The 19,214-nt window shown below is 56.5% G+C and carries 17 protein-coding genes and 2 pseudogenes; 14 read left to right on the top strand and 5 right to left on the bottom strand.

Features of this window, described 5'->3' with window-relative positions:
• Positions 1 to 48: 48 nt before the first annotated feature.
• The gene (yidC, locus tag ACXAE6_RS05565; protein WP_475145532.1) at positions 49 to 1,725 is read left to right on the top strand and encodes a membrane protein insertase YidC; all 1,677 of its coding nucleotides are present in this window, start codon (positions 49 to 51) and stop codon (positions 1,723 to 1,725) included.
• Positions 1,722 to 3,086, top strand: coding sequence for a tRNA uridine-5-carboxymethylaminomethyl(34) synthesis GTPase MnmE (mnmE, locus tag ACXAE6_RS05560; RefSeq protein WP_475145530.1), 1,365 nt, complete (start codon positions 1,722 to 1,724; stop codon positions 3,084 to 3,086). The genes yidC and mnmE overlap by 4 nt, the downstream gene beginning before the upstream one ends.
• Positions 3,087 to 3,091: 5 nt before the next feature.
• Here the strand turns inward: mnmE and ACXAE6_RS05555 are convergent, their stop codons facing one another.
• The gene (locus ACXAE6_RS05555) at positions 3,092 to 4,012 is read right to left on the bottom strand and encodes an alpha/beta fold hydrolase (RefSeq protein WP_475145528.1); all 921 of its coding nucleotides are present in this window, start codon (positions 4,010 to 4,012) and stop codon (positions 3,092 to 3,094) included.
• 48 nt (positions 4,013 to 4,060) lie between these two features.
• Positions 4,061 to 4,690 carry a GTP cyclohydrolase II gene (gene ribA, locus ACXAE6_RS05550; RefSeq protein WP_475145526.1) on the bottom strand — a complete coding sequence of 210 codons (630 nt, stop codon included), beginning with the start codon at positions 4,688 to 4,690 and terminating at the stop codon, positions 4,061 to 4,063.
• A 142-nt stretch (positions 4,691 to 4,832) separates the two neighbouring features.
• Between ribA and ACXAE6_RS05545 the strand changes: the two genes are divergently transcribed.
• The 6 genes and pseudogenes from ACXAE6_RS05545 to ACXAE6_RS05520 form a co-directional block, all read left to right on the top strand.
• On the top strand, positions 4,833 to 5,816 hold the full coding sequence (locus ACXAE6_RS05545; RefSeq protein WP_475145524.1) for an NAD(P)/FAD-dependent oxidoreductase: 984 nt from the start codon (positions 4,833 to 4,835) through the stop codon (positions 5,814 to 5,816).
• Between the two features lie 294 nt (positions 5,817 to 6,110).
• A complete protein-coding gene (locus ACXAE6_RS05540; RefSeq protein ID WP_475145522.1) occupies positions 6,111 to 6,770 on the top strand; it encodes a DsbA family oxidoreductase in 660 nt (219 codons plus the stop codon).
• A gap of 56 nt (positions 6,771 to 6,826) precedes the next feature.
• Positions 6,827 to 7,165, top strand: a complete 339-nt coding sequence (locus ACXAE6_RS05535; protein ID WP_475145520.1) for a translation initiation factor Sui1 — start codon at positions 6,827 to 6,829, stop codon at positions 7,163 to 7,165.
• Between the two features lie 13 nt (positions 7,166 to 7,178).
• On the top strand, positions 7,179 to 7,472 hold the full coding sequence (locus ACXAE6_RS05530; RefSeq protein WP_475145517.1) for a DUF1244 domain-containing protein: 294 nt from the start codon (positions 7,179 to 7,181) through the stop codon (positions 7,470 to 7,472).
• A pseudogene (locus ACXAE6_RS05525) lies at positions 7,396 to 7,896 on the top strand (UPF0149 family protein); the annotation flags it as partial. The gene ACXAE6_RS05530 and the pseudogene ACXAE6_RS05525, both read left to right, overlap by 77 nt.
• Before the next feature lie 192 nt (positions 7,897 to 8,088).
• A pseudogene (locus ACXAE6_RS05520) lies at positions 8,089 to 8,166 on the top strand (SEC-C metal-binding domain-containing protein); the annotation flags it as partial.
• Between the two features lie 4 nt (positions 8,167 to 8,170).
• On the opposite strand, the gene ACXAE6_RS05515 reads toward ACXAE6_RS05520, so the two are convergent.
• On the bottom strand, positions 8,171 to 9,064 hold the full coding sequence (locus ACXAE6_RS05515) for a LysR family transcriptional regulator (RefSeq protein ID WP_475145514.1): 894 nt from the start codon (positions 9,062 to 9,064) through the stop codon (positions 8,171 to 8,173).
• Positions 9,065 to 9,180: 116 nt separating this feature from the next.
• Between ACXAE6_RS05515 and ACXAE6_RS05510 the strand changes: the two genes are divergently transcribed.
• The 4 genes from ACXAE6_RS05510 (at position 9,181) to ACXAE6_RS05495 (ending at position 13,124) form a co-directional block, all read left to right on the top strand.
• Entirely contained in the window at positions 9,181 to 10,173 is a 993-nt protein-coding gene (locus ACXAE6_RS05510; RefSeq protein WP_475145512.1) for an aldo/keto reductase, read from the top strand.
• Positions 10,174 to 10,236: 63 nt separating this feature from the next.
• Positions 10,237 to 11,232, top strand: coding sequence for a potassium channel beta subunit family protein (locus tag ACXAE6_RS05505; RefSeq protein ID WP_475145510.1), 996 nt, complete (start codon positions 10,237 to 10,239; stop codon positions 11,230 to 11,232).
• 99 nt (positions 11,233 to 11,331) lie between these two features.
• A complete protein-coding gene (locus ACXAE6_RS05500) occupies positions 11,332 to 12,501 on the top strand; it encodes a sugar efflux transporter (protein ID WP_475145507.1) in 1,170 nt (389 codons plus the stop codon).
• Positions 12,498 to 13,124 (top strand): LysE family translocator, encoded by a 627-nt coding sequence (locus ACXAE6_RS05495; protein WP_475145505.1) that lies wholly within the window; start codon positions 12,498 to 12,500, stop codon positions 13,122 to 13,124. Before ACXAE6_RS05500 ends, ACXAE6_RS05495 begins: the two co-directional genes overlap by 4 nt.
• Before the next feature lie 6 nt (positions 13,125 to 13,130).
• On the opposite strand, the gene rep is transcribed toward ACXAE6_RS05495, so the two are convergent.
• Complete coding sequence (gene rep / locus ACXAE6_RS05490) at positions 13,131 to 15,152, bottom strand: DNA helicase Rep (RefSeq protein WP_475145503.1); 2,022 nt, start codon at positions 15,150 to 15,152, stop codon at positions 13,131 to 13,133.
• A gap of 195 nt (positions 15,153 to 15,347) precedes the next feature.
• Here rep and aroE point away from each other — a divergent pair, with 195 nt between their 5' ends.
• Together aroE and ACXAE6_RS05480 are read left to right on the top strand one after the other, a co-directional pair.
• Complete coding sequence (gene aroE / locus ACXAE6_RS05485; protein ID WP_475145501.1) at positions 15,348 to 16,154, top strand: shikimate dehydrogenase; 807 nt, start codon at positions 15,348 to 15,350, stop codon at positions 16,152 to 16,154.
• Positions 16,155 to 16,158: 4 nt separating this feature from the next.
• On the top strand, positions 16,159 to 17,055 hold the full coding sequence (locus ACXAE6_RS05480; RefSeq protein ID WP_475145499.1) for a hypothetical protein: 897 nt from the start codon (positions 16,159 to 16,161) through the stop codon (positions 17,053 to 17,055).
• Between the two features lie 63 nt (positions 17,056 to 17,118).
• Here the strand turns inward: ACXAE6_RS05480 and ACXAE6_RS05475 are convergent, their stop codons facing one another.
• The gene (locus ACXAE6_RS05475) at positions 17,119 to 19,155 is read right to left on the bottom strand and encodes a M3 family metallopeptidase (RefSeq protein WP_475145498.1); all 2,037 of its coding nucleotides are present in this window, start codon (positions 19,153 to 19,155) and stop codon (positions 17,119 to 17,121) included.
• Positions 19,156 to 19,214 lie beyond the last annotated feature (59 nt).

Genomic DNA, 19,214 nt, shown 5'->3' with positions numbered 1-19,214 from the left:
GGCGGTTTTACGCGATTCCGGGATGAATGATCTGACTGGAAACTGATTATGGATGTGCGTCGTATCGTCCTGATCGCGGGTCTTGCCGTGGTCTCTTATATAATGATTTTGCAGTGGTCCAACGACTACTCGGATTCAGCTTCGGAACAACAGAGCGTCAGCAGTCAATCGACTGTGAGTGAAGTTCCTGCGGCTGTCGCTGATAGCAGCAGTGAAGTGCCGTCAGTATCGCAAGATGGCGCCGAGACCGCCGAAGTGGTTCAAAACGCCTCTGCCGTTAGCGGTACTGTGATTGATGTGCAAACCGATGTGTTGAATCTGCGCATTGATCTCAACGGCGGTGATATTGTCTTCGCCAGCCTGCCGAAATACCCGCAGCATGCGAATACGCCTGATCGCCCCTTCACCATTCTGGAAAACCAGCAACGTACCTACACCGCCATGAGTGGTTTGGTGGGTGAAGACGGTATCGATACCGACGGCCGTGCCAGCTATGAAGCGGCGCAACAAAACTATCGTCTGTCGGAAGACAGCGATGAGTTGGCGGTCACCCTAAGCTACGCGGCTGACAATGGACTGGTAGTCAACAAGGTGTTCACCCTGACCCGCGGCAGCTACCTGATCAATGTACGTTACGATCTGACCAACAACTCGGGTGAATCGCGCAGTGCCAACCTCTTTGGCCAGATTAAGCGCGACCGTTCGGATGACCCAAGCCAGGGTGGCGGTATTGGTATGGCGTCCTATCTGGGTGTGGCGACCACCACGCCGGATGATCGCTACAAGAAGATCAAGTTCGGTGATATGGAAGACGAAACCTTCCGGGTCAGCCAGGAAGGTGGTTGGATTGCCTTTTTGCAGCATTACTTCGAATCGGCCTGGATACCGGCCAGTGATCAGACCCATAACTACTACGCCCGTCAGTTGAACAACGGTCTTTACTACGCCGGTTTCCAATCGCCAATGGTCACTCTGGCCCCGGGTGAAAGTGCCTCAACCGGTGCCGATCTCTACGTGGGTCCGAAAGTTCAGGAACGTCTGGAAGCCATCTCTCCAAACCTGAATCTGACCGTCGATTATGGTTGGTTATGGTGGGCGGCCCAGCCATTGTTCCATCTGTTGGAGTTTATGCATTCGCTGGTCGGCAACTGGGGCTGGGCGATTGTGTTGATGACGCTGACGGTCAAGATTGTGCTCTACCCGTTGACGGCTTCCAGCTATCGCTCCATGGCGAAGATGCGTAAGTTTGCGCCGAAGATGACGCAGCTGCGCGAGCAGTATGGCGATGATCGCCAGCAGCTCGGCCAGGAAATGATGAAGCTGTACCGCAAAGAAAAGCTGAATCCCATGGGTGGCTGTTTGCCGATCCTGATTCAGATGCCGGTCTTTATTGCGCTCTACTGGGTGCTGAAAGAATCGGTTGAGCTGCGCCAGTCGCCGTTTATTTTCTGGATCGAAGACTTGTCGATCAAAGATCCGTTCTTCGTGCTGCCGCTGTTGATGGGCGCCTCCATGTTCCTGCAGATGCAAATGCAGCAGCAACCGACCATGGATCCAACACAGGCGCGCATTATGAAGATGATGCCGGTGGTCTTCACCTTTATGTTCCTCTGGTTCCCGGCCGGTCTGACGCTGTACTGGTTCGTTAACAACGTCACCACCATCGTCCAGCAATGGATCGTTAACCGCCAGTTTGAAAAGGCGGAAGCGAAGAAGGCTCAGTGACGACAACCACAGACACCATCTGTGCGTTAGCCACCCCGCCCGGTCGCGGCGGGGTGGGCATTATCCGGGTTTCTGGACCCAGGGCCGGCGAATTATGTCGCTCCATTCTCGGGCGCGATCTGCCGCCCCGCTATGCCTACCATGGTGCTTTTTTCGATGCTGACGGCCAGGTAATGGACGAAGGCATCGGTCTGTATTTTCCCGGCCCTAACTCCTTTACCGGCGAAGATGTGCTGGAACTCCAGGGTCATGGCGGCCCGGTTATTCTCGACCTGCTGATTCAACGTCTGCTTGATCTGGGTGCGCGTCTGGCGCGTCCGGGTGAATTTTCTGAGCGCGCTTTTTTAAACGACAAACTCGATCTGGCCCAGGCCGAGGCCATCGCCGATCTGATTGATGCCTCTTCCACCGCTGCCGCCCGTTCGGCTGTGCGTTCCCTGCAAGGTGCCTTTTCGCGTGAAGTCCAGGCGCTGGTTGAGCGCTTGATTGAACTGCGCATCTACGTTGAAGCGGCCATCGATTTTCCCGAAGAGGAAATCGACTTTCTGTCCGACGGTCGCGTTCAAGCCGATCTGAATGCTGTCTCTGAGCATCTGCAAGGTGTTCTTGCGACGGCTAATCAGGGCAGCCTGATGCGCGATGGCATGAGTGTGGTCATCGCCGGCCGACCCAATGCGGGTAAAAGCAGTCTGTTGAATGCGCTGGCTGGCCAGGATCGCGCCATCGTTACCGATATTGCCGGCACCACGCGCGATGTGCTGCGCGAACATATCCACATCGATGGTATGCCGTTACACATCATCGATACTGCCGGTCTGCGCGATGCGCCGGATGAGGTGGAGCGGTTAGGCGTCGAGCGTGCCTGGAAAGAGATCGAACAGGCTGATCGGGTCCTGCTCATGGTCGATGCGACCGAAACGGATGCTGTAGATCCTGCTGAAATCTGGCCGGAATTCGTACATCGTTTGCCACCTGAGGCGGCGCTGACCGTGGTGCGCAACAAGATTGATCTAAACCAGGAATCCCCAGGCTTATCCACAGCTTTAACCACACCCGTCGTTCGCTTATCGGCGCAATCGGGCCGGGGCCTCGATGCCTTGCGCGATCACCTTAAACAGCTGATGGGTTACGACAGCACCCAGGAAGGCGGTTTTATTGCTCGCCGCCGCCATCTGGAAGCCCTGCATCAAGCGCAGCGCTTTATTGAAACCGGCCGTGAACAATTGACAGGCGCAGCGGCCGGTGAATTGTTAGCTGAAGATCTGCGTCAGGCGCAGCAGGCTTTGGGTGAAATCACCGGTGAATTCAGTTCCGACGATTTGCTGGGGCGCATCTTTTCCAGTTTCTGCATTGGTAAATAACCGCTTCAGTCTTGCGAGCGACGACTTTGACGCGCCAGACAACTTTCCAGATAGTGCCAGACTTCCTCAGCGTTAATCTCGTTAATCAGCTCGTGCCGACCACCTTCGAATAAACGCGTACTGGCTACCTGAACGCCCGCTGCTTTTAACGCCTCAATATGACGCCGGATACCGCGACCCCATTCACCCAGACCATCGTCGGTACCGGACATCAGATGTACCGGCAGATCTTTGGGCCAGGTTTTGGGACGAATCGACAACATGCCGCCAATCAGATCGCTCCAGAGACGCGGCGTGCAGGCAAAGCCGCAGTAGGCGTCGTCTATGTAGGTATCGACCTGAGTGGTATCTCGGCTGAGCCAGTCGAAGTCGGTGCGGTTGGGTTTGAAGCGGCGGTTGTAGGATCCGAAATTGACGGTCTCGATAAAACCACTGGCGTTGCGAAAACCGCTTAGCAAACCGACCAGATTAACCACTTGTTTTGATGCCATCAGCATCGGCCGGTTGATGCGGTTGGTCGAGCCGAGCACCAGCGCATCAAGATCGTCGCCAAATTGCTGCACGACGCACTGAGCAACAAAACTGCCCATGGAATGACCGAACAGCGTCAGTGGCAGTCCTGGTTCCAATTGCCGAGCGTAATGAATGACCTGACCGACATCGCTGACCGCTTTTTGCCAGCCATTGTGATCGGCCAGATGACCGAGATCCTCATCCGGGCAATCGTCGGAATGGCCGCGCTGCTCAAGGGCGACAACCGCGGCCTGATGTTCGGTCAGCCATTCGGCCAAAGGCGCATAGCGCGCGGCGTGTTCGGCCATGCCATGAACAATAACCAAGGTTCGATCAGGCTGGCGTGGCCGCCAGACTTTGATCGGAATCGAATGACCATCATCGGCTTCCAGCCATTCTTCAAGATACTGCATGGCAGCGCTCCTGCTGGTGTTTGTTTGAGCCTGGGATGGTAGTCGAGGCTAGGACGGGTCGGAATCTTTGCTGTCGTTTTGTTGATCCAAACGAATGGAATGCGCCTGCTGATCGACCTTGGCTTTTAAATAGGCCGCATTATGACGATTCACATAGACGCCGGTATCGACGCGATCGATCACTTCAATACCATGCTCTTCCAACTGGCTGGCCTTGTGCGGGTTGTTCGACAGCAGGCGAATCCGCTTGATGCCCAGCGCTTCGAGCATTTCCGCAGCGGGTGTGAAATCGCGCAGATCGTGGCCGAAACCGAGCATGGCGTTGGCGGTGTAGGTGTCGATGCCCTGGTCCTGCAAAGCGTAAGCATCGAGCTTGTTGTACAGACCGATGCCGCGACCTTCCTGACGCAGATACAACAAAATACCGCCTTGCTCGGCCAGCAGCCGTTGCGCTTCTTTTAACTGTTCGCCGCAGTCGCAGCGTTGTGAGCCGAATACATCCCCGGTCAGGCATTCGCTGTGCAAACGCACCAAGGGCGCTTCCTGAGCATCCAGGTCACCGTAGATGATGGCGATATGTTCTTTGCCATCGCTGAGCGTATCGAAGGTGACGAAGCGGCTGTCTACACCAGCTTCCCCGAGCGGGATACCGACGCTGGCGCGTTGTTTAACGGTCATTGTTGTCTCTAATGCGGAGGCGTGACCCCATTTATAGGGGCATGCGCGGTGAATAAAAGGTGATCTTAGTGTCTGGAATGTCGAATTGAAGGGAGTAGAGTAGAGCCATTCCAACTTGTCCAGTCAGCGAGAGGAGCCTTGCATGGCGGTCTTTGCAATTGTCGGCGCCGGTCTTGCCGGTATGACACTCGCTCGTGAATTTGTCGATGCCGGTCATCATTGTCAGGTGTTTGAGAAAAGCCGTGGTATTGGCGGTCGTCTGGCGACGCGTCGCCGCGATGGCTGGCAGGTCGATCACGGTGCGCAATATTTCACCGTTCGTAATGAACAGTTTCAGCAGGTGGTCGACACCTGGTGCAAACAGGGTTGGGTTGCGCCCTGGGATGTTGAGCCCTGGTTGTTGAATCGCGACGGCTTGCATGCCTCGCCCGATGAACGGCGGCGCTACGTTGGCACACCGAGCATGAATGCCATGATTAAAGGCTTTGGTCAGGGCATCGATGTGTTTACCCAGACCCGGGTCGATCGGCTCGAACGCGTTGGTGAGCAGTGGCGGCTGTGGGACGACGCCGGTGAGCAATACGGCCAGTTTGATGCGGTGTTTCTGACCGCTCCGCTGGCGCAAAGTCTCGCCTTATTACCGGCCGGTGCCCGTGCTGAAGTGCCGCTGCGCAATGCCAGTATGAAACCCACCTGGGCGCTGGCCATGGCTTTTGATCAGCCGACCGGTGTCGAGCCGGATGCCATCTTTGTCCGCGAAGGGGTTATCGACTGGGCGGCGCGCGATTCTGCCAAACCTGGCCGCGACGCTGCCATGGAAGTCTGGTTGATGCACTTTGCCTCACACTGGTCGGCCAACCATCTCGATGCCGCTGATAATCTCCTGCAGCAACAGGGGTTAACCCTGTTACGCAACCTCAGCAATTCTGACCTGCCGGAACCCAAAGATGTGTTCAAGCATCGTTGGCTCTATGCACGATCCGGCCCGATCGAAACCCGGGTGCCGCAGTGGGACGATTCGCTGAAACTGGGATTAGCCGGCGACTGGACCCTGGGCGATCGACTGGAAGATGCCTGGCTGAGTGCCAAAACGCTGGTCGCGGAAGTTCGCGCGGGCGGTCTTTAACGCCACCGATCAAAGCATCAGCAGAAGGATCAACAAGGTCAGCAGCAGGCCCTGGATAACGCCGACAACAATATAGCTCCAGTTGTGCGGTACGCGTTTGGGCCGGTTGTTATTGTCATTCATAGCGTCACCTCGGTGAGGTGGATAGGCCATTCAGACTAAGCCTCGGCCTTGCAACTTGCCAGCGCCTGCCCCATCTGAGCGATCACGATGGAACAAAGAATGCTCAGCAGCGTCTATTCCAACACCCTTTACCGCAACGAACCTGGCCCGGCGCCAGCGTGGAGAAGCAAGATGAGTGACCTTAAAGAACTGAAAATCGACGTGGTATCCGACGTCGTCTGCCCCTGGTGCGCCATCGGCTACAAAAATCTGGAAACCGCGGTGCAACGTCTGCAAGGCGATATCGACATCGACCTGCAATGGCACGCTTACGAATTGAACCCGGACACCCCGGCCGGTGGTAATCCGCATCGGCAGATGCTCAAAGACAAGTACGGTATGTCCGACGAGCAATACGAGAGCAACCATCAGCGCATCACCGATATGGGCGCCAAGGCCGGTTTCGAATTTAACTTCCGCGATGAAATGCGCACCTCCAACACCTTCGATTGCCATCGCCTGCTGCTGTGGGCCAAAGACAGTGGTCATCAGACTGATCTGAAAATGGCGTTATTCCAGGCTTATTTCACCGACACCAAAGATGTGAATGATCGCAGTGTGATTCTCGATGCCGTGGCACAAGCCGGTCTGGATGTCGACGCCGCCCGGGCCGTGCTTGAAAGTGATCAATACGCCGCCGAGGTGCGCGCCGAAGAAGAGCGCTATCAGCAACTGGGCATTCAGTCGGTGCCGACCTACATTGTTAACGACCAATACGCCATCAGCGGCGGTCAACCGCCGGAAGTGTTCGAGCAGGCGCTGCGTCAGATCGCCGATGAAATGAGTGCCTGAGCCGAGCCTGCTATACTGCGCGGCCTCATTGAATTGAACCGTCGATAAGGATTGCTATGGCGCTGGTATACAGCACCGAAAGTGGCCGTACCTGCCCGGACTGCGACCAGCCGGTTGCCGATTGTCGTTGTGCTCCGGATGCACCGCCAGAAGGCGATGGCGTCGTGCGCGTATCGCGCGAAACCAAAGGCCGCAAAGGCAAGGGTGTGACGCTGATCAGCGGTCTGGCATTGCCGGAAAAAGAGCTCAAGGCGCTGGCCAAAAAGCTCAAAGCCAAGTGCGGCACCGGTGGTACGGTCAAAGATTTTGTCATCGAAATACAAGGCGATCAGCGTGATACGTTGGTGCCGGAACTGGAAAAACTCGGCTACCGCGTCAAGCGCGCCGGTGGCTGAGCGGAGCACTGTTATGGATTCCCAAACCCAAACTGAAATTGAAGCGGCCGCTTTTCGTCGCCTGCTCGATCATCTGGCCGAGCGTACCGATGTACAGAACATCGATCTGATGAATCTCGCCGGTTTCTGTCGTAACTGTCTGTCGCGCTGGTACGCCGAAGCGGCCGCCGAAAAAGGCGAAAGCATCGATAAAGAGGCCGCCCGGGAAATCGTCTACGGCATGCCCTACGATGCCTGGAAGGCGCAATATCAGACCGAAGCCAAGGCCGACCAAAAAGCCGCGTTTGAGCGCAATCGCCATGACTGAAACCGCTGTGCAAAGCTTGGGTTTTGACGACGCCCGCCGTTGGTTGATTGACCAATTGGCCGACCCGACCGATGCAGGCGGTGGCCCGGTGCCGCCTTCCATCGAAGGTGTGGACGGCTATCTGTTTGCCATCGCCCAGGCACCGGTGCCGGTATCGGCCAGTGAATGGGTCGGTGATCTGTTGAGTCTGTTCGGCAATGAGGTCGATAACCGCGAAGCACTCAATGCGTTATTGTCCTATCAGCGCCATCTGGAAAAGCGTTGTCTGCAGCAGCAGTACCCGATTCCGCAATTAACCGGCCTCGATGCCGTCGATCAGATTCAACCTGGCCGGCCATTGAACGATTGGAGTCGGGGCTTCGATCTGGGCTTCGATCGCGTCGCGCCCTTGTGGCAAAAACTGATACCCGCCGAATTAAAAGCCGAACTCGACAGCCAGTGTTTTGCGCTCGGCTTCTTTGCCTCGCCGGATAAGGCGCGCGCCTTTCTGGCCAGCCGCGATTCCCAGATGCGCCCCGAACAACTGGCCGATCAGATCATCGGTCAGTTTCCCAAAGCCGTGGATCTGCACGCCCGCTTATCGATTTCCGTGGGCGATGTAGCGCAAGCCAAGCTGGAAGACCCCAAGGTCGGCCGTAACGATCCCTGCCCCTGTGGCAGCGGCAAAAAATACAAGCATTGCTGCTTGCAGTAAGTCGCTAGAGCCCACCCAGATCGATGCTGTGAAAGCGACGGATCAGATGGTCGCGCACCATCTGTATCCGTCGCGGCAACTCCACCCTTGATGCCCACACCAGCCAGATAGTGGTGTTCTCAATCTGCCAGTCGCTTAATACCGGCACCACTCGTCCGGCCTGCATGGGTTCTTTCAGCACCAGGTTCGACAGCCGGGCGATACCCAATCCCTGTTCCACCGCCAGCAACTGCGCCTGACTCGACGGCGAGCGCCAATTGCCTTTGGGGCTGTGTTCGACGCTGTCGTTGCCACGGCGAAAGCGCCAGACTTGAGGCGTGCCGGTCACACAATTAAAGCGACTGAGGTCGTTAGGATGGTGCGGAAAACCAACCCGATTCAAATATTTCGGGCTGGCACAGAGGCGATGCTCCAGCCGACCGATGCGTTCAGCAGCAACGCTCAGGCCCGGGTTGTCACCACCGCGAATCACCAGATCAACGGGATCACGATTTAAGTCGACACGCTGGCTGGAATAGTCGAGCCGGATATCCAGGTCCGGATGCGAATCGACAATCTCAGTCAGCACCTTGGCCAGATAATGCTCGCCGAGCACACCACCGACCGAATTAATGCGCACCGGACCGGACAGCCGATCCGCCATCAACTTGAGCTTATGCTCGGCGTCGTCCAGTTGCTGCAAGCCAGCCTGGCTCTGACGGCGGAAATGTTCGCCTTCGGGGGTTAAATGCTGGGTGCGTGTGGTGCGCTGCAACAGCGTGACTCCTAAACGCTGTTCCAGCTGCATCACCAATTGACTGACGCGGCTGCGCGATAAACCCAGCCTCTGTGCCGCTGCGGTAAAGCTGCCGGCATCGCAGACAGCGAGGAAGGTTTCGATCTGGGTATAACGATCCATTGGTTAGCCTGAATAACGAATTCGGTTAATTTTTACTGGATTATTGTTTTGCGCAAGCCAATTACAATAGCGGCCCTCAAACAGTCTGCATTGAACATCAAGCCTCGGGAGGCGTTATGACCATTCCTGCACAACGTGAATTGGGCGGCACCGGCTACGCCGTTTCGGAAATCGGCCTGGGCTGCTGGCAGCTCGGCGGTGACTGGGGCGCTTTGCCAGCCGGTCAGGCCGAGTCAGTACTTGAAGCCGCCAGTCTGGCGGGCGTGAATTTCTGGGATACCGCTGACGTCTATGGCGGCGGCGAAAGCGAACGCATCATTGGCGCCTATAACCAGGCACATCCCGATCCGCAGCGCATCATTGTCACCAAAGCCGGTCGTAATGCCGATTTGTATCCCGATGGTTATCGCCGTGACACCTTACGCGCCTCCATCGAAGCCTCGCGCGAACGCCTGCAGGTCGAGACACTCGATCTGGTGCAACTGCATTGCATTCCGTTCGCCGAAATCAAGCGCGGTGAGGTGTTTGAGTGGCTCGACGAATGCCGCCAGGATGGTCTGATTCGCTACTACGGCGCCAGCGTCGAAACCGTTGAAGAAGCGACTTATTGTCTGGAACACACCGAGGTCGCCAGCCTGCAACTGATCGTCAATCTGTTGCGTCAGGATATGACCGAGACGGTGTTGCCACTGGCGAAAGAACAGGACGTTGGCGTCATTGTTCGGCTGGGTCTGGCCAGTGGTCTGTTGTCCGGCCAGATGCAAAAAGACAAGGTGTTCGCTGCTGAAGATCACCGCAATTTTAACCGCGATGGTGCCGCCTTCTTTGTGGGTGAAACCTTTGCGGGACTGCCATATGAAACCGGGGTCGACCTGGCCGAGCAATTGAAAGCCTATTGCCCGCAAGGCCTCAGCCTGCCGCAACTGGCGTTGCGCTGGTTGCTCGATCAGCCGGGCGTCAGCAGCGTGATTACTGGCGCCAGCCGGCCGGAGCAGATTCGCGATAATGCGGCTGTCACAGGCTTGGCCGCCTTGCCGGCCGAGTTGCATCAACAGCTGGATGAGTTTTACCGCCAGGCGGTTCGCCAGCAGATTCGCGGCGCTATTTGAACTGAAGCGCTGTTTGAATCAACCATTTTAGTTGTCGTCATCTGATGTTAAGAGGTTAATAGTATGGAATACCGTCGTTTGGGTAAGGCCGGGCTGAAAGTCTCGGCCTTGTCGTTGGGCTCCTGGGTCACCTTCGGTAAGCAGGTCGACCTCAAAGACGCCAAAACTCTGCTGAAGACCGCTTATGACGCGGGCATCAATTTCTTCGATAACGCCGAAGGCTACGAAGCCGGTGAATCGGAACGCATTATGGGAGAAGCCATCAACGCTTTGGGTTTGCCGCGCGACACCTTTGCCGTTTCCTCGAAGGTGTTCTGGGGCGGCGAAGGCGTGATGCAAAAAGGCCTGTCGGCCAAGCACGTGCGCGATGCCTGTGATGCGGCCTTGAAACGGTTAAAAGTCGAGTATCTGGATCTGTACTTCTGTCACCGTCCGGACATCGACACGCCCATCGAAGAGACCGTTCGTGCCATGGACCACCTGGTGCGTCAGGGCAAGGTGATGTACTGGGGCACCTCCGAGTGGAGTGCGCAGCAGATTACTGAAGCGCATGCCATTGCCCGTCAGGAACATCTGACGCCGCCAACCATGGAACAACCGCAATACAACATGCTCAATCGCCACAAGGTCGAAGCCGAATTCCGGCCCTTGTATGACGGCCCGGGTCTGGGCACGACCATCTTCTCGCCGTTGGCCTCGGGCTTGCTCACCGGTAAATACCTCGACGGTATTCCCGATGGCAGCCGTCTCGATCTGCCCGGCTATGAATGGCTGCGTGATGCCTTGCTCAGCGATGCCGGCCAGCAGCGATTGGAGAAAATCCGCCAGTTGAAGCCGTTGGCTGATGAGTTGGGTATCAGCCTGACGCATCTGGCATTGGCCTGGTGTCTGAAAAACCCGAACGTCAGCACGGTGATTCTTGGTGCTTCTCGTCTGGAACAGCTCGAAGACAACCTGGGTGCGCTCGACGCGGTTGCAAAACTCGACACGGCGGTCATGGACCGCATCGACGCAATTCTGGATAATCGCCCGCCCGAGCCAGAACGCTTCGGTCAATAAGCCAGTGGATTCTGCTCACAGGCGCCGGCGTTCGACCGGCGCTTTTTTGTTGTAGGGCCTCGGATTTTCACACCGGGGCCGCTTGTTCAAGGAATTGCCGTGACCCTTAAGTTTTGGTTACAACCGACCATTCTTCGTCTGTTAGCGCTGTGCCTTTTGCTGGGTACCGCCGGAGCGTCGGTTTTTCCCGTCCTCAGTACGCATCTGGCCAGTAATCTTGGCATTCAGCCGTTGTGGATCGGTGTGTTTTTCGGCGCCAATACGCTGGCTGGTATTGGCGTCAGCTTGTGGCTGGCGCGACGCTCCGATGCCGGCATGAGCCGAATGCGCATTCTGGTGATTGCCGTCAGTGTTTCCATGGTTGGTTCGGTTGGTCTGGGTTATCTGCAATGGTATCCGGCGTTGCTGGTGGCGGGGATGGTCTGGTTTGGCTTGTCGTCGACCGCGCAGCCGCAGTTATTTGCTCTGGCGCGTGAGCAAGTCGACGACCGTCAGGCCGCGCTGTTTCAGTCGGTGCTGCGCGCCACCATTTCGATGAGCTGGATTGCCGGCCCGCCACTGGCGTATTTGCTGTTTGAGCTGATCGGGTTTAAACATCTGATGCTGGTGACCGCTGGTTTGTTTGCTCTGTGCCTGTTGCTGCTGCCGGGTTTAAAAGATGCCCGCTTGGCGTCGTCGAGCACCGCTGTGTCGGTGACCGATCCGCGCATTCTGGGTTTGACGCTGATCATCGTCTGCCTCTTTGCGGCCAATTCTATGTACGTCGTTTATATGCCGATCTATGTGCGCGATGTGCTCGGTTTGCTGAGCATCGCGCCGGGCTTGTTGATGGGCCTGGCGGCCGGTCTGGAAATTCCCATTATGATCGGTGCCGGTGCCCAGTCCTATCGCTGGCCGTTGTTTGCTCCGCTGAAAGTGGCGGCTGTTTGCGGCGTCTTGTTCTACACCGGCGTCTGGTGGTTCGACAGCTTCAGCGCCATGTTGGCCTTGCAGATTTTCAATGCCGGTCTGGTGGGTCTGGCTGCAGGTTTAGGCATCAGCATTTTCCAGACGCTGATGAAAGATCGCCTCGGCATGGCCTCGACGCTTTATACCAACGCCATCAAAATCGGCAGCCTGGCCGGTTCCACACTCGGTGGTGTGATTGCGCAACTGGGCGGTTTCGACTGGGTGTTTTTATGCTGCGCGCTGCTGTCACTTCTGGCACTGGTGCTGGTCTATACGCTTAGCTATAACGCGCCTTCAACTGAGGAAACAACGTCGTCATGATCAACACCGCCCTCCTGGCTGCCTTTATCCCCACCTTCCTTTTTGTCTCCCTGACCCCAGGCATGTGCATGACGCTGTCGATGAGTCTGGGCATTACCATTGGCATTCGTCGTACCTTCTGGATGATGGCCGGCGAGTTGGTGGGCGTGGCTTTGGTTGCCGTTTGTGCGGTGATCGGTGTAGCGGCGATCATGCTCGGTTCACCGCAGATTTTTACTGCCTTTAAGTGGGCCGGTGGCGCTTATTTGCTGTGGCTGGGCATACAGATGTGGCGTTCGCGCGGCAAGCTGGCGATTCCTGAAACCGGCGATTCAGCGCACGTCAAAGCCAGTCCGCTGCAATTGGCGACCCAGGGCTTTGTCACTGCCGTGGCGAACCCCAAAGGCTGGGCGTTCTTTATGGTATTGCTGCCGCCGTTTCTGGATGATAGCCGTCCTTTGGCGCCGCAATTGGCGGTGCTGATCGCGATGATTCTGATGATCGAGTGGCTGTCGCTGATTCTCTACGCCAGTGGCGGTAAAACGCTGAGCAAACTGCTGGCGCGTGGTTCCAACGTGCGCCGTATTAACCGCGTCGCCGGCACCTTGATGATGGGCGTCGGCGTCTGGTTGGCGCTGGGTTGATTCCCTTTAAGAATTCAACATCGCTCTAAGATTGGCGATGGAGCGGCTGCCCTGTTCGCGGGTGGCTGCCGGATCGGCGTCTTCGCGACCATCCCACTGCAAGTCATCTGGCGGCAGCTCATCGAGAAAACGACTCGGTGTACAGTCGACAACTTCACCAAACTGTTTGCGCTTGGCGGCGTAAGTGAGCGTTAACGTACGCTGAGCGCGGGTGATGCCCACGTACATCAGGCGACGCTCTTCTTCGATGTCGCCGCTTTCAATCGAGTTACGGTGCGGCAGCAATTCTTCTTCCAACCCCATGACAAAGACGTGCGGAAACTCCAGACCTTTGGAAGCGTGCAGCGTCATCAGCTGGACGGCGTCGGTGTCGTCCTCTTCTTCCTGACGATCCATGATGTCACGCAATACCAGTTTGCCGATGGCGTCCTGCACCTGGATATCGGAATCGTCGTCTTCATCGCCGCGTTCGAGCATGGCCTGCAGGCTGTCGATCAGGATGTGCACGTTCGCCAGACGTTTCTCTGCCTGACGGTCGGTGTCGCTGTCCTGCCGTAACCAGGCTTCGTAGTTGATGTCGGTGATCAACTCGCGGATCACCATCACCGGGTCGTCTTCGGTGTGCAGCTTTTTAATGGTGCGATCGAGCCAGGTGCTGAAGCGCTCCAGACGTTCACCGGCCTTGGCGGGCAGGTGTTCATGCAAGCCCATTTCCTGACAGGCAGCGCTTAGACTGACACCACGCTGGCCGGCATATTCGTTGAGTTTTTCCAGCGTCGCCGGACCGATTTCCCGGCGCGGTGTGTTGATGATGCGCAGGAAGGCGGCGTCGTCGTCCGGGTTGACCAGCAAGCGCAGATAACTCATCACGTCCTTGATTTCCGCCTTGGCGAAGAAGGACGTGCCGCCGGTCATCTTGTAGGGAATGCGGTTCTGCTGCAGTTTGATTTCCAGCACCCGGGCCTGGAAGTTGCCGCGATAGAGCACGGCGAAATCTTTGTACTGACCGCGCCGCACCAGATGCTGATGCAGAATCTCGTTAGCGATGCGTTCGGCTTCGGCTTCATCGTTGGGCGTGCGAATGATGCGGATCGGGTCGCCAAAACCCATCTCACTCCACAGCGTCTTGGTGAAAACGTGCGGGTTGTTGTCGATGACGGTGTTGGCGGCTTTCAGAATCAGTCCGGTGGAGCGGTAGTTCTGTTCCAGTTTGACGATTTTTAAACCGGGGAAGTCGTCCTGTAGTTGCACCAGGTTTTCCGGCCGGGCACCGCGCCAGGAATAGATCGACTGGTCGTCATCGCCGACCACGGTAAAGCGCGGTTGATCGCCGACCAGCATTTTCACCAACTGATACTGGGAAATGTTGGTGTCCTGATATTCGTCGACCAGCAGATAACGAATGCGTCGGTTCCAGCGCGCCAGCACTTCGGGATGATCGCGGAACAGCACGGTCGGCAGGCGGATCAGGTCGTCAAAATCGGTGGCGTTGTAGGCGCTGAGCATGCGCAGGTATTGATCGTAAATTTCCACCGCCAGCGAATGGCGGGTGTCTTCCATCTTGCCGCGCAGGTCGTCCGGCTCAGCCAGGTCGTTCTTCCACAGGCTGATCATATTGCGGAAGAAATCGACATCGTCGACGGCGTTGGGCACTTCGCGCAGCACGATGTCTTTAATCAGCGCTTTGGTGTCGTGGTCATCAAATAATGTGAAACCGGGTTTCAGACCCAGATGCGAGCCATCGCGGCGCAGAATATTTAGCCCCAGGGTGTGGAAGGTGGAGACGATCAAACCGTGACCCGCCTTGCCTTTCACCAGCTTACTGACGCGCGACTTCATTTCCCGCGCCGCCTTGTTGGTAAAGGTCACCGCAGCAATGTTGTGCGCCTTGTAGCCACACTCATTGATCAGATAGGCAATTTTCTGGGTGATCACCGACGTCTTGCCACTGCCGGCCCCGGCCAATACCAGCATCGGACCACTGATGTAGTGCACCGATTCGCTTTGTCGGGGGTTCAATTGGGCCATGCGGCGGAGATCCTGTGGAGGCGGGTTTGGAGAGCGCTAGTTTAACAGTGCGCCCGGATGGCCCCAAGCACAAAGCGGAGTCAGGCCGTGACTTCGGTGCTTGGCTCTATTGTTTTTTGACAACTAAGTCGTTTCAATCGGAACCACGTCTCGTTGCAGCCGTTTTAGCCACGACAAACCAATAAAGGATCGAGCATGGATCGTTATGCGGTACTGGGTCACCCCATCAAGCACAGCCTGTCACCCGATATTCACACCGCCTTTGCTCGACAAACCGGGCAGGCTATTGAATACCACGCCATAGAGCTGCCAGTGACCAGTTTTGAAACCCGCGTATGGCAGCTTTTTAAAGACGGTTATAAAGGTTTTAACGTCACCGTTCCGTTCAAGGAAGACGCCCATGATTTCGCCGATGTATTGACAGAACGAGCCAAGCGCGCCGGCTCAGTCAATACTTTGACACACACTGAAGACGGCCGTATTCTGGGCGACAATTCGGACGGCGTCGGCCTGGTGTTCGATTTGATTGAGCAACTGGGTTGGACATTAACAGGCAAAAATCTGCTCATTCTGGGCGCTGGTGGTGCTGTCCGGGGCGTGTTGGAACCACTGCTGGCATGCAGTCCCGCCCAATTGGTATTGGCGAACCGGACCCTGGCAAAAGCCGAAGCGCTAAGTGAAGATTTTCCTGAAGTCTCACCGGTGGCGTTCGAAGAAATCAGTGGCCAATTTGACCTTGTCATTAACGGCACCTCGGCTAGTTTATCCGGCCATTTACCGCCTCTGCCGCCAGGGCTTTTGAATGCCGAAACCCGCTGTTACGACATGATGTATGGCAAGGACGAGACGGTCTTTAATCGTTGGGCACGTTCTCAGGGCGTCATTCACTGTGCTGATGGACTGGGTATGTTGGTCGGTCAGGCCGCAGTGAGTTTTGAAATTTGGCGCGGGGTTCGTCCAGACCCAATGCCGGTGCTGCAAGGATTGCGCGAGCAACTGTAATTAGATGAAGCAAATTTTTGTATTGTTAAGCCTCGCTACATTGTCGTTTTGGGCCCAAGCCAACGATACCTTTTACTCTATTGCCGGCACCACGCCCGTCACTCAGTTCGACCGGGCCGGCGCCCGTTTCTACGTACACCGTGACCTCGGCCGGCATCTTGTCGTTGCCGGTGGTTATGCTCAATCGGAGCCACAGCTCGGTGTCAGCCAGGGCAGTTTTATTACCCGTTTTTCCATGCCGTTCCAGACTTCAATTAACGAGCGTGTTTATCCTTTTGCGGGTTTGGATCAGCAACTGGAAGCCGATGCTATTGAGCCAGCGGTCTTTGTGGGTGTAGGCATAGAGCAGCAATGGATTGATCAATGGGGTGGCCTGTTCGAAATGCGTTACCAGAACGGGCGTGAAGAGGAGTTTTACCTGCAGATGGGCGTTCGTTTCTGGCCCGGACGTGCTAAGCAACTGGATGCGCGCGTTCGCCGGAGTGACCCGGATACCGCCCGGAACGATGCTGAATTTGAAGGTCGAATCGAACTGTCAGAAGCGCAGCAGCGCCAGGCTGAACGGCAGCCGGCGCCACCGCCGCCGCCACAGGCTCAACCGGTACCTCAGGCGCAACCTGATCAATTCCTGGATAGTTTGATGAGTCAGGCCAAACGCGACTTACCCGATGGCGTTTATGTGCACCTCGGTTTTTTCCGTCAGGTAAATACCATTCAGCAGTATCGAACTCTGGTCACTGACTACGTTTGGGGCGACGAACTTTTGGTGCACTATGATCAGCGCCTGAAAGGATTCCGGGTATTGATTGGTCCCTATACCGAAGCGGATGCCCGGGCCCGTCGGCGAGACATTCGCGAACACGGTATGGATGCGTTTATCTATTGGGTGCCAGAACGGTAAAACGAAACAATTAACATGGCCGCGATACCAGGCGCAAACCGGTCCGGTATCGCGGCCATTTTTTTAGGCGGCAATACCCGAATGACGCAGCAACGCATCAACACTCGGTTCGCGGCCACGAAAGGCTTTGAACAGATCTGCTGCCGGCTGAGTACCGCCGTTGGCCAGAATGGTATCGCGGAAGGAACGACCGGTTTCGGTGTTGAACACACCTTCTTCCTCGAAGCGGCTGAAGGCATCGGCGCTCAAGACTTCGGCCCATTTGTAGCTGTAATAACCGGCTGAATAACCGCCGGCGAAGATGTGGCCAAAACCGTTTTGGAAACGGTTTTCTGCGACCACCGGCACCACGCTCACTTCGCTGCGTACCTGATCAATCACAGCCTGGATGTCGGCGCTGCTGAAACCGTCGGTGCGACTGTGCAGTTCCATATCAAAGAGCGCAAATTCCAACTGACGCACTGTGCCCATGGCCGAGTGGAAATTCTTGGCAGCGAGCATTTTGTCGAGCAGCGTTTGAGGCAGTGGTTTACCGCTATCGACATGACCAGAAATAAAGGCCAGCGCTTCCGGTTCCCAGCACCAGTTTTCCAGAAACTGGCTCGGTAGTTCGACCGCATCCCAGGCCACTCCATTGATGCCGCTGACTTCGGCAACGTCTACCTTGGTCAGCATGTGGTGCAGGCTGTGGCCGAATTCGTGGAACAGGGTGGTGACTTCATCGTGGGTCAGCAAACTGGGTTTGTTGCCGACCGGCGGCGTGAAGTTACAGGTCAGGTAAGCGACGGGTTTTTGCAATAAACCGCCCAGTTCGGCGCGACGACGGCACTCGTCCATCCAAGCACCGCCACGTTTGCCTTCGCGAGCGTAGATGTCCATATAAACGCGGGCGATGACCTCGCCGTTTTCCAGGACGTTATAAAGCTGAACGTCTGGATGGTAGGTCTCGAAATCTTTCACCTGTTCAAAGCTGACACCGAACAAACGGTGTGCGGTTTCAAACAAACCGCTGATCACGCGCGGTACCGGGAAGTAGGGTTTCAGTTCTTCCTGCGACACCGAATATTGCTGCTCTTTCAGTTTCTCGCTGGCGTAGCCCACATCCCAGGGTTGTAGCTCATCAAGGCCCAGTTGGTCGCGGGCGAAGCTTGTTAATTCGTCGAATTCGCGTCTGGCTTGAGGCACGGCTTTCTCAGCCAGGTCGCGCAGGAAGGCAAGCACACCCGCCGGGCTGTCGGCCATCTTGGTCGCCAGCGACACTTCGGCGTGGTTGGCAAAGCCGAGCAGTTTTGCGGCCGCCTGGCGCTTTTCCAAAATGGCCGACATCACCGGGCCATTATCGAACTGGCCACCTTGCGGGCCAATCTCCGACGCCTTGGTGACGTTGGCGAAATAGGTTTCGCGACGCAGTTCGCGATCGTCTGCGTAGGTCATCACCGGGATCACCGCTGGCATTTCCAGCGTCACCAGCCAGCCGTCTTTGCCTTTTTGTTCGGCGTATTGGCGCAAGGTGGCGCGCGCCGATTCTGGTAAGCCGGCGAGACGGTTTTCATCGGTAATATGAAGACTCCAGGCCTGAGTCGCATCGAGCAATTGTTCGCTGTATTTCTGACTCAGTTGCGCCAGTTCTGCTTGCAGATCGGCGAACGCTTTTTTATCGGCGTCGTTTAGGTCGACACCGGCCAGACGGAAATCGCGCAGCGATTGTTCAATGGCCGCTTGCTGGGCGCGGCTCAAGTCGGCGAAATCGTCACGCGCGGCGATGGCCTGATACGCCTCGAACAGACCGCGATGCTGGCCCAGCCAGCTCTGGTATTCGGTCAGCAGATTCAGTGCCTGGCTATAGGCATCACGCAATTCCGGTGAATCTTTCACGCCGGTCAGATGACCGAACAAGGCCCAGGCCTGATCGAAATTTTCGTGGCTGCGGTTGATCGGCTCAATCAGGTTATCCCAGCGCGGTTCGCCAACCTGGGCCAGCAACATCTCAATGGTATCGCGGTTGCGCTTGAGCAGGGTTTCGACTGCGGGCACCACCTGGTCGGGCTGGAACTGAGCAAAGGGCGGCAGTTCGTGTTGTTCGAGTAAGGGGTTGGCCATCGTGCCCTCCATTTTCCTGTGGCGATGCTAGGGTTCGTTAAAGCGTCATCGAACGGCAG

This window comes from Saccharospirillum sp. ABV4_185 (genome assembly GCF_056159245.1).
The sequence above is the reverse complement of the archived record's forward strand: the minus strand, read 5'-3'. Positions and strand labels throughout refer to the sequence as shown.

What these genes read in the sequence shown, in the direction of transcription:
- ACXAE6_RS05495 (WP_475145505.1), top strand. Translation starts at nt 12,498, where the DNA reads ATGATCAACACCGCCCTCCTGGCTGCCTTTATCCCCACCTTCCTTTTT.
- ACXAE6_RS05530 (WP_475145517.1), top strand. Translation starts at nt 7,179, where the DNA reads ATGGATTCCCAAACCCAAACTGAAATTGAAGCGGCCGCTTTTCGTCGC.
- aroE (WP_475145501.1), top strand. Translation starts at nt 15,348, where the DNA reads ATGGATCGTTATGCGGTACTGGGTCACCCCATCAAGCACAGCCTGTCA.
- yidC (WP_475145532.1), top strand. Translation starts at nt 49, where the DNA reads ATGGATGTGCGTCGTATCGTCCTGATCGCGGGTCTTGCCGTGGTCTCT.
- rep (WP_475145503.1), bottom strand. Translation starts at nt 15,152, where the DNA reads ATGGCCCAATTGAACCCCCGACAAAGCGAATCGGTGCACTACATCAGT.
- ACXAE6_RS05510 (WP_475145512.1), top strand. Translation starts at nt 9,181, where the DNA reads ATGACCATTCCTGCACAACGTGAATTGGGCGGCACCGGCTACGCCGTT.
- ACXAE6_RS05540 (WP_475145522.1), top strand. Translation starts at nt 6,111, where the DNA reads ATGAGTGACCTTAAAGAACTGAAAATCGACGTGGTATCCGACGTCGTC.
- ACXAE6_RS05535 (WP_475145520.1), top strand. Translation starts at nt 6,827, where the DNA reads ATGGCGCTGGTATACAGCACCGAAAGTGGCCGTACCTGCCCGGACTGC.
- ACXAE6_RS05555 (WP_475145528.1), bottom strand. Translation starts at nt 4,012, where the DNA reads ATGCAGTATCTTGAAGAATGGCTGGAAGCCGATGATGGTCATTCGATT.
- ACXAE6_RS05505 (WP_475145510.1), top strand. Translation starts at nt 10,237, where the DNA reads ATGGAATACCGTCGTTTGGGTAAGGCCGGGCTGAAAGTCTCGGCCTTG.
- ACXAE6_RS05545 (WP_475145524.1), top strand. Translation starts at nt 4,833, where the DNA reads ATGGCGGTCTTTGCAATTGTCGGCGCCGGTCTTGCCGGTATGACACTC.
- ACXAE6_RS05475 (WP_475145498.1), bottom strand. Translation starts at nt 19,155, where the DNA reads ATGGCCAACCCCTTACTCGAACAACACGAACTGCCGCCCTTTGCTCAG.
- ribA (WP_475145526.1), bottom strand. Translation starts at nt 4,690, where the DNA reads ATGACCGTTAAACAACGCGCCAGCGTCGGTATCCCGCTCGGGGAAGCT.
- ACXAE6_RS05515 (WP_475145514.1), bottom strand. Translation starts at nt 9,064, where the DNA reads ATGGATCGTTATACCCAGATCGAAACCTTCCTCGCTGTCTGCGATGCC.
- ACXAE6_RS05480 (WP_475145499.1), top strand. Translation starts at nt 16,159, where the DNA reads ATGAAGCAAATTTTTGTATTGTTAAGCCTCGCTACATTGTCGTTTTGG.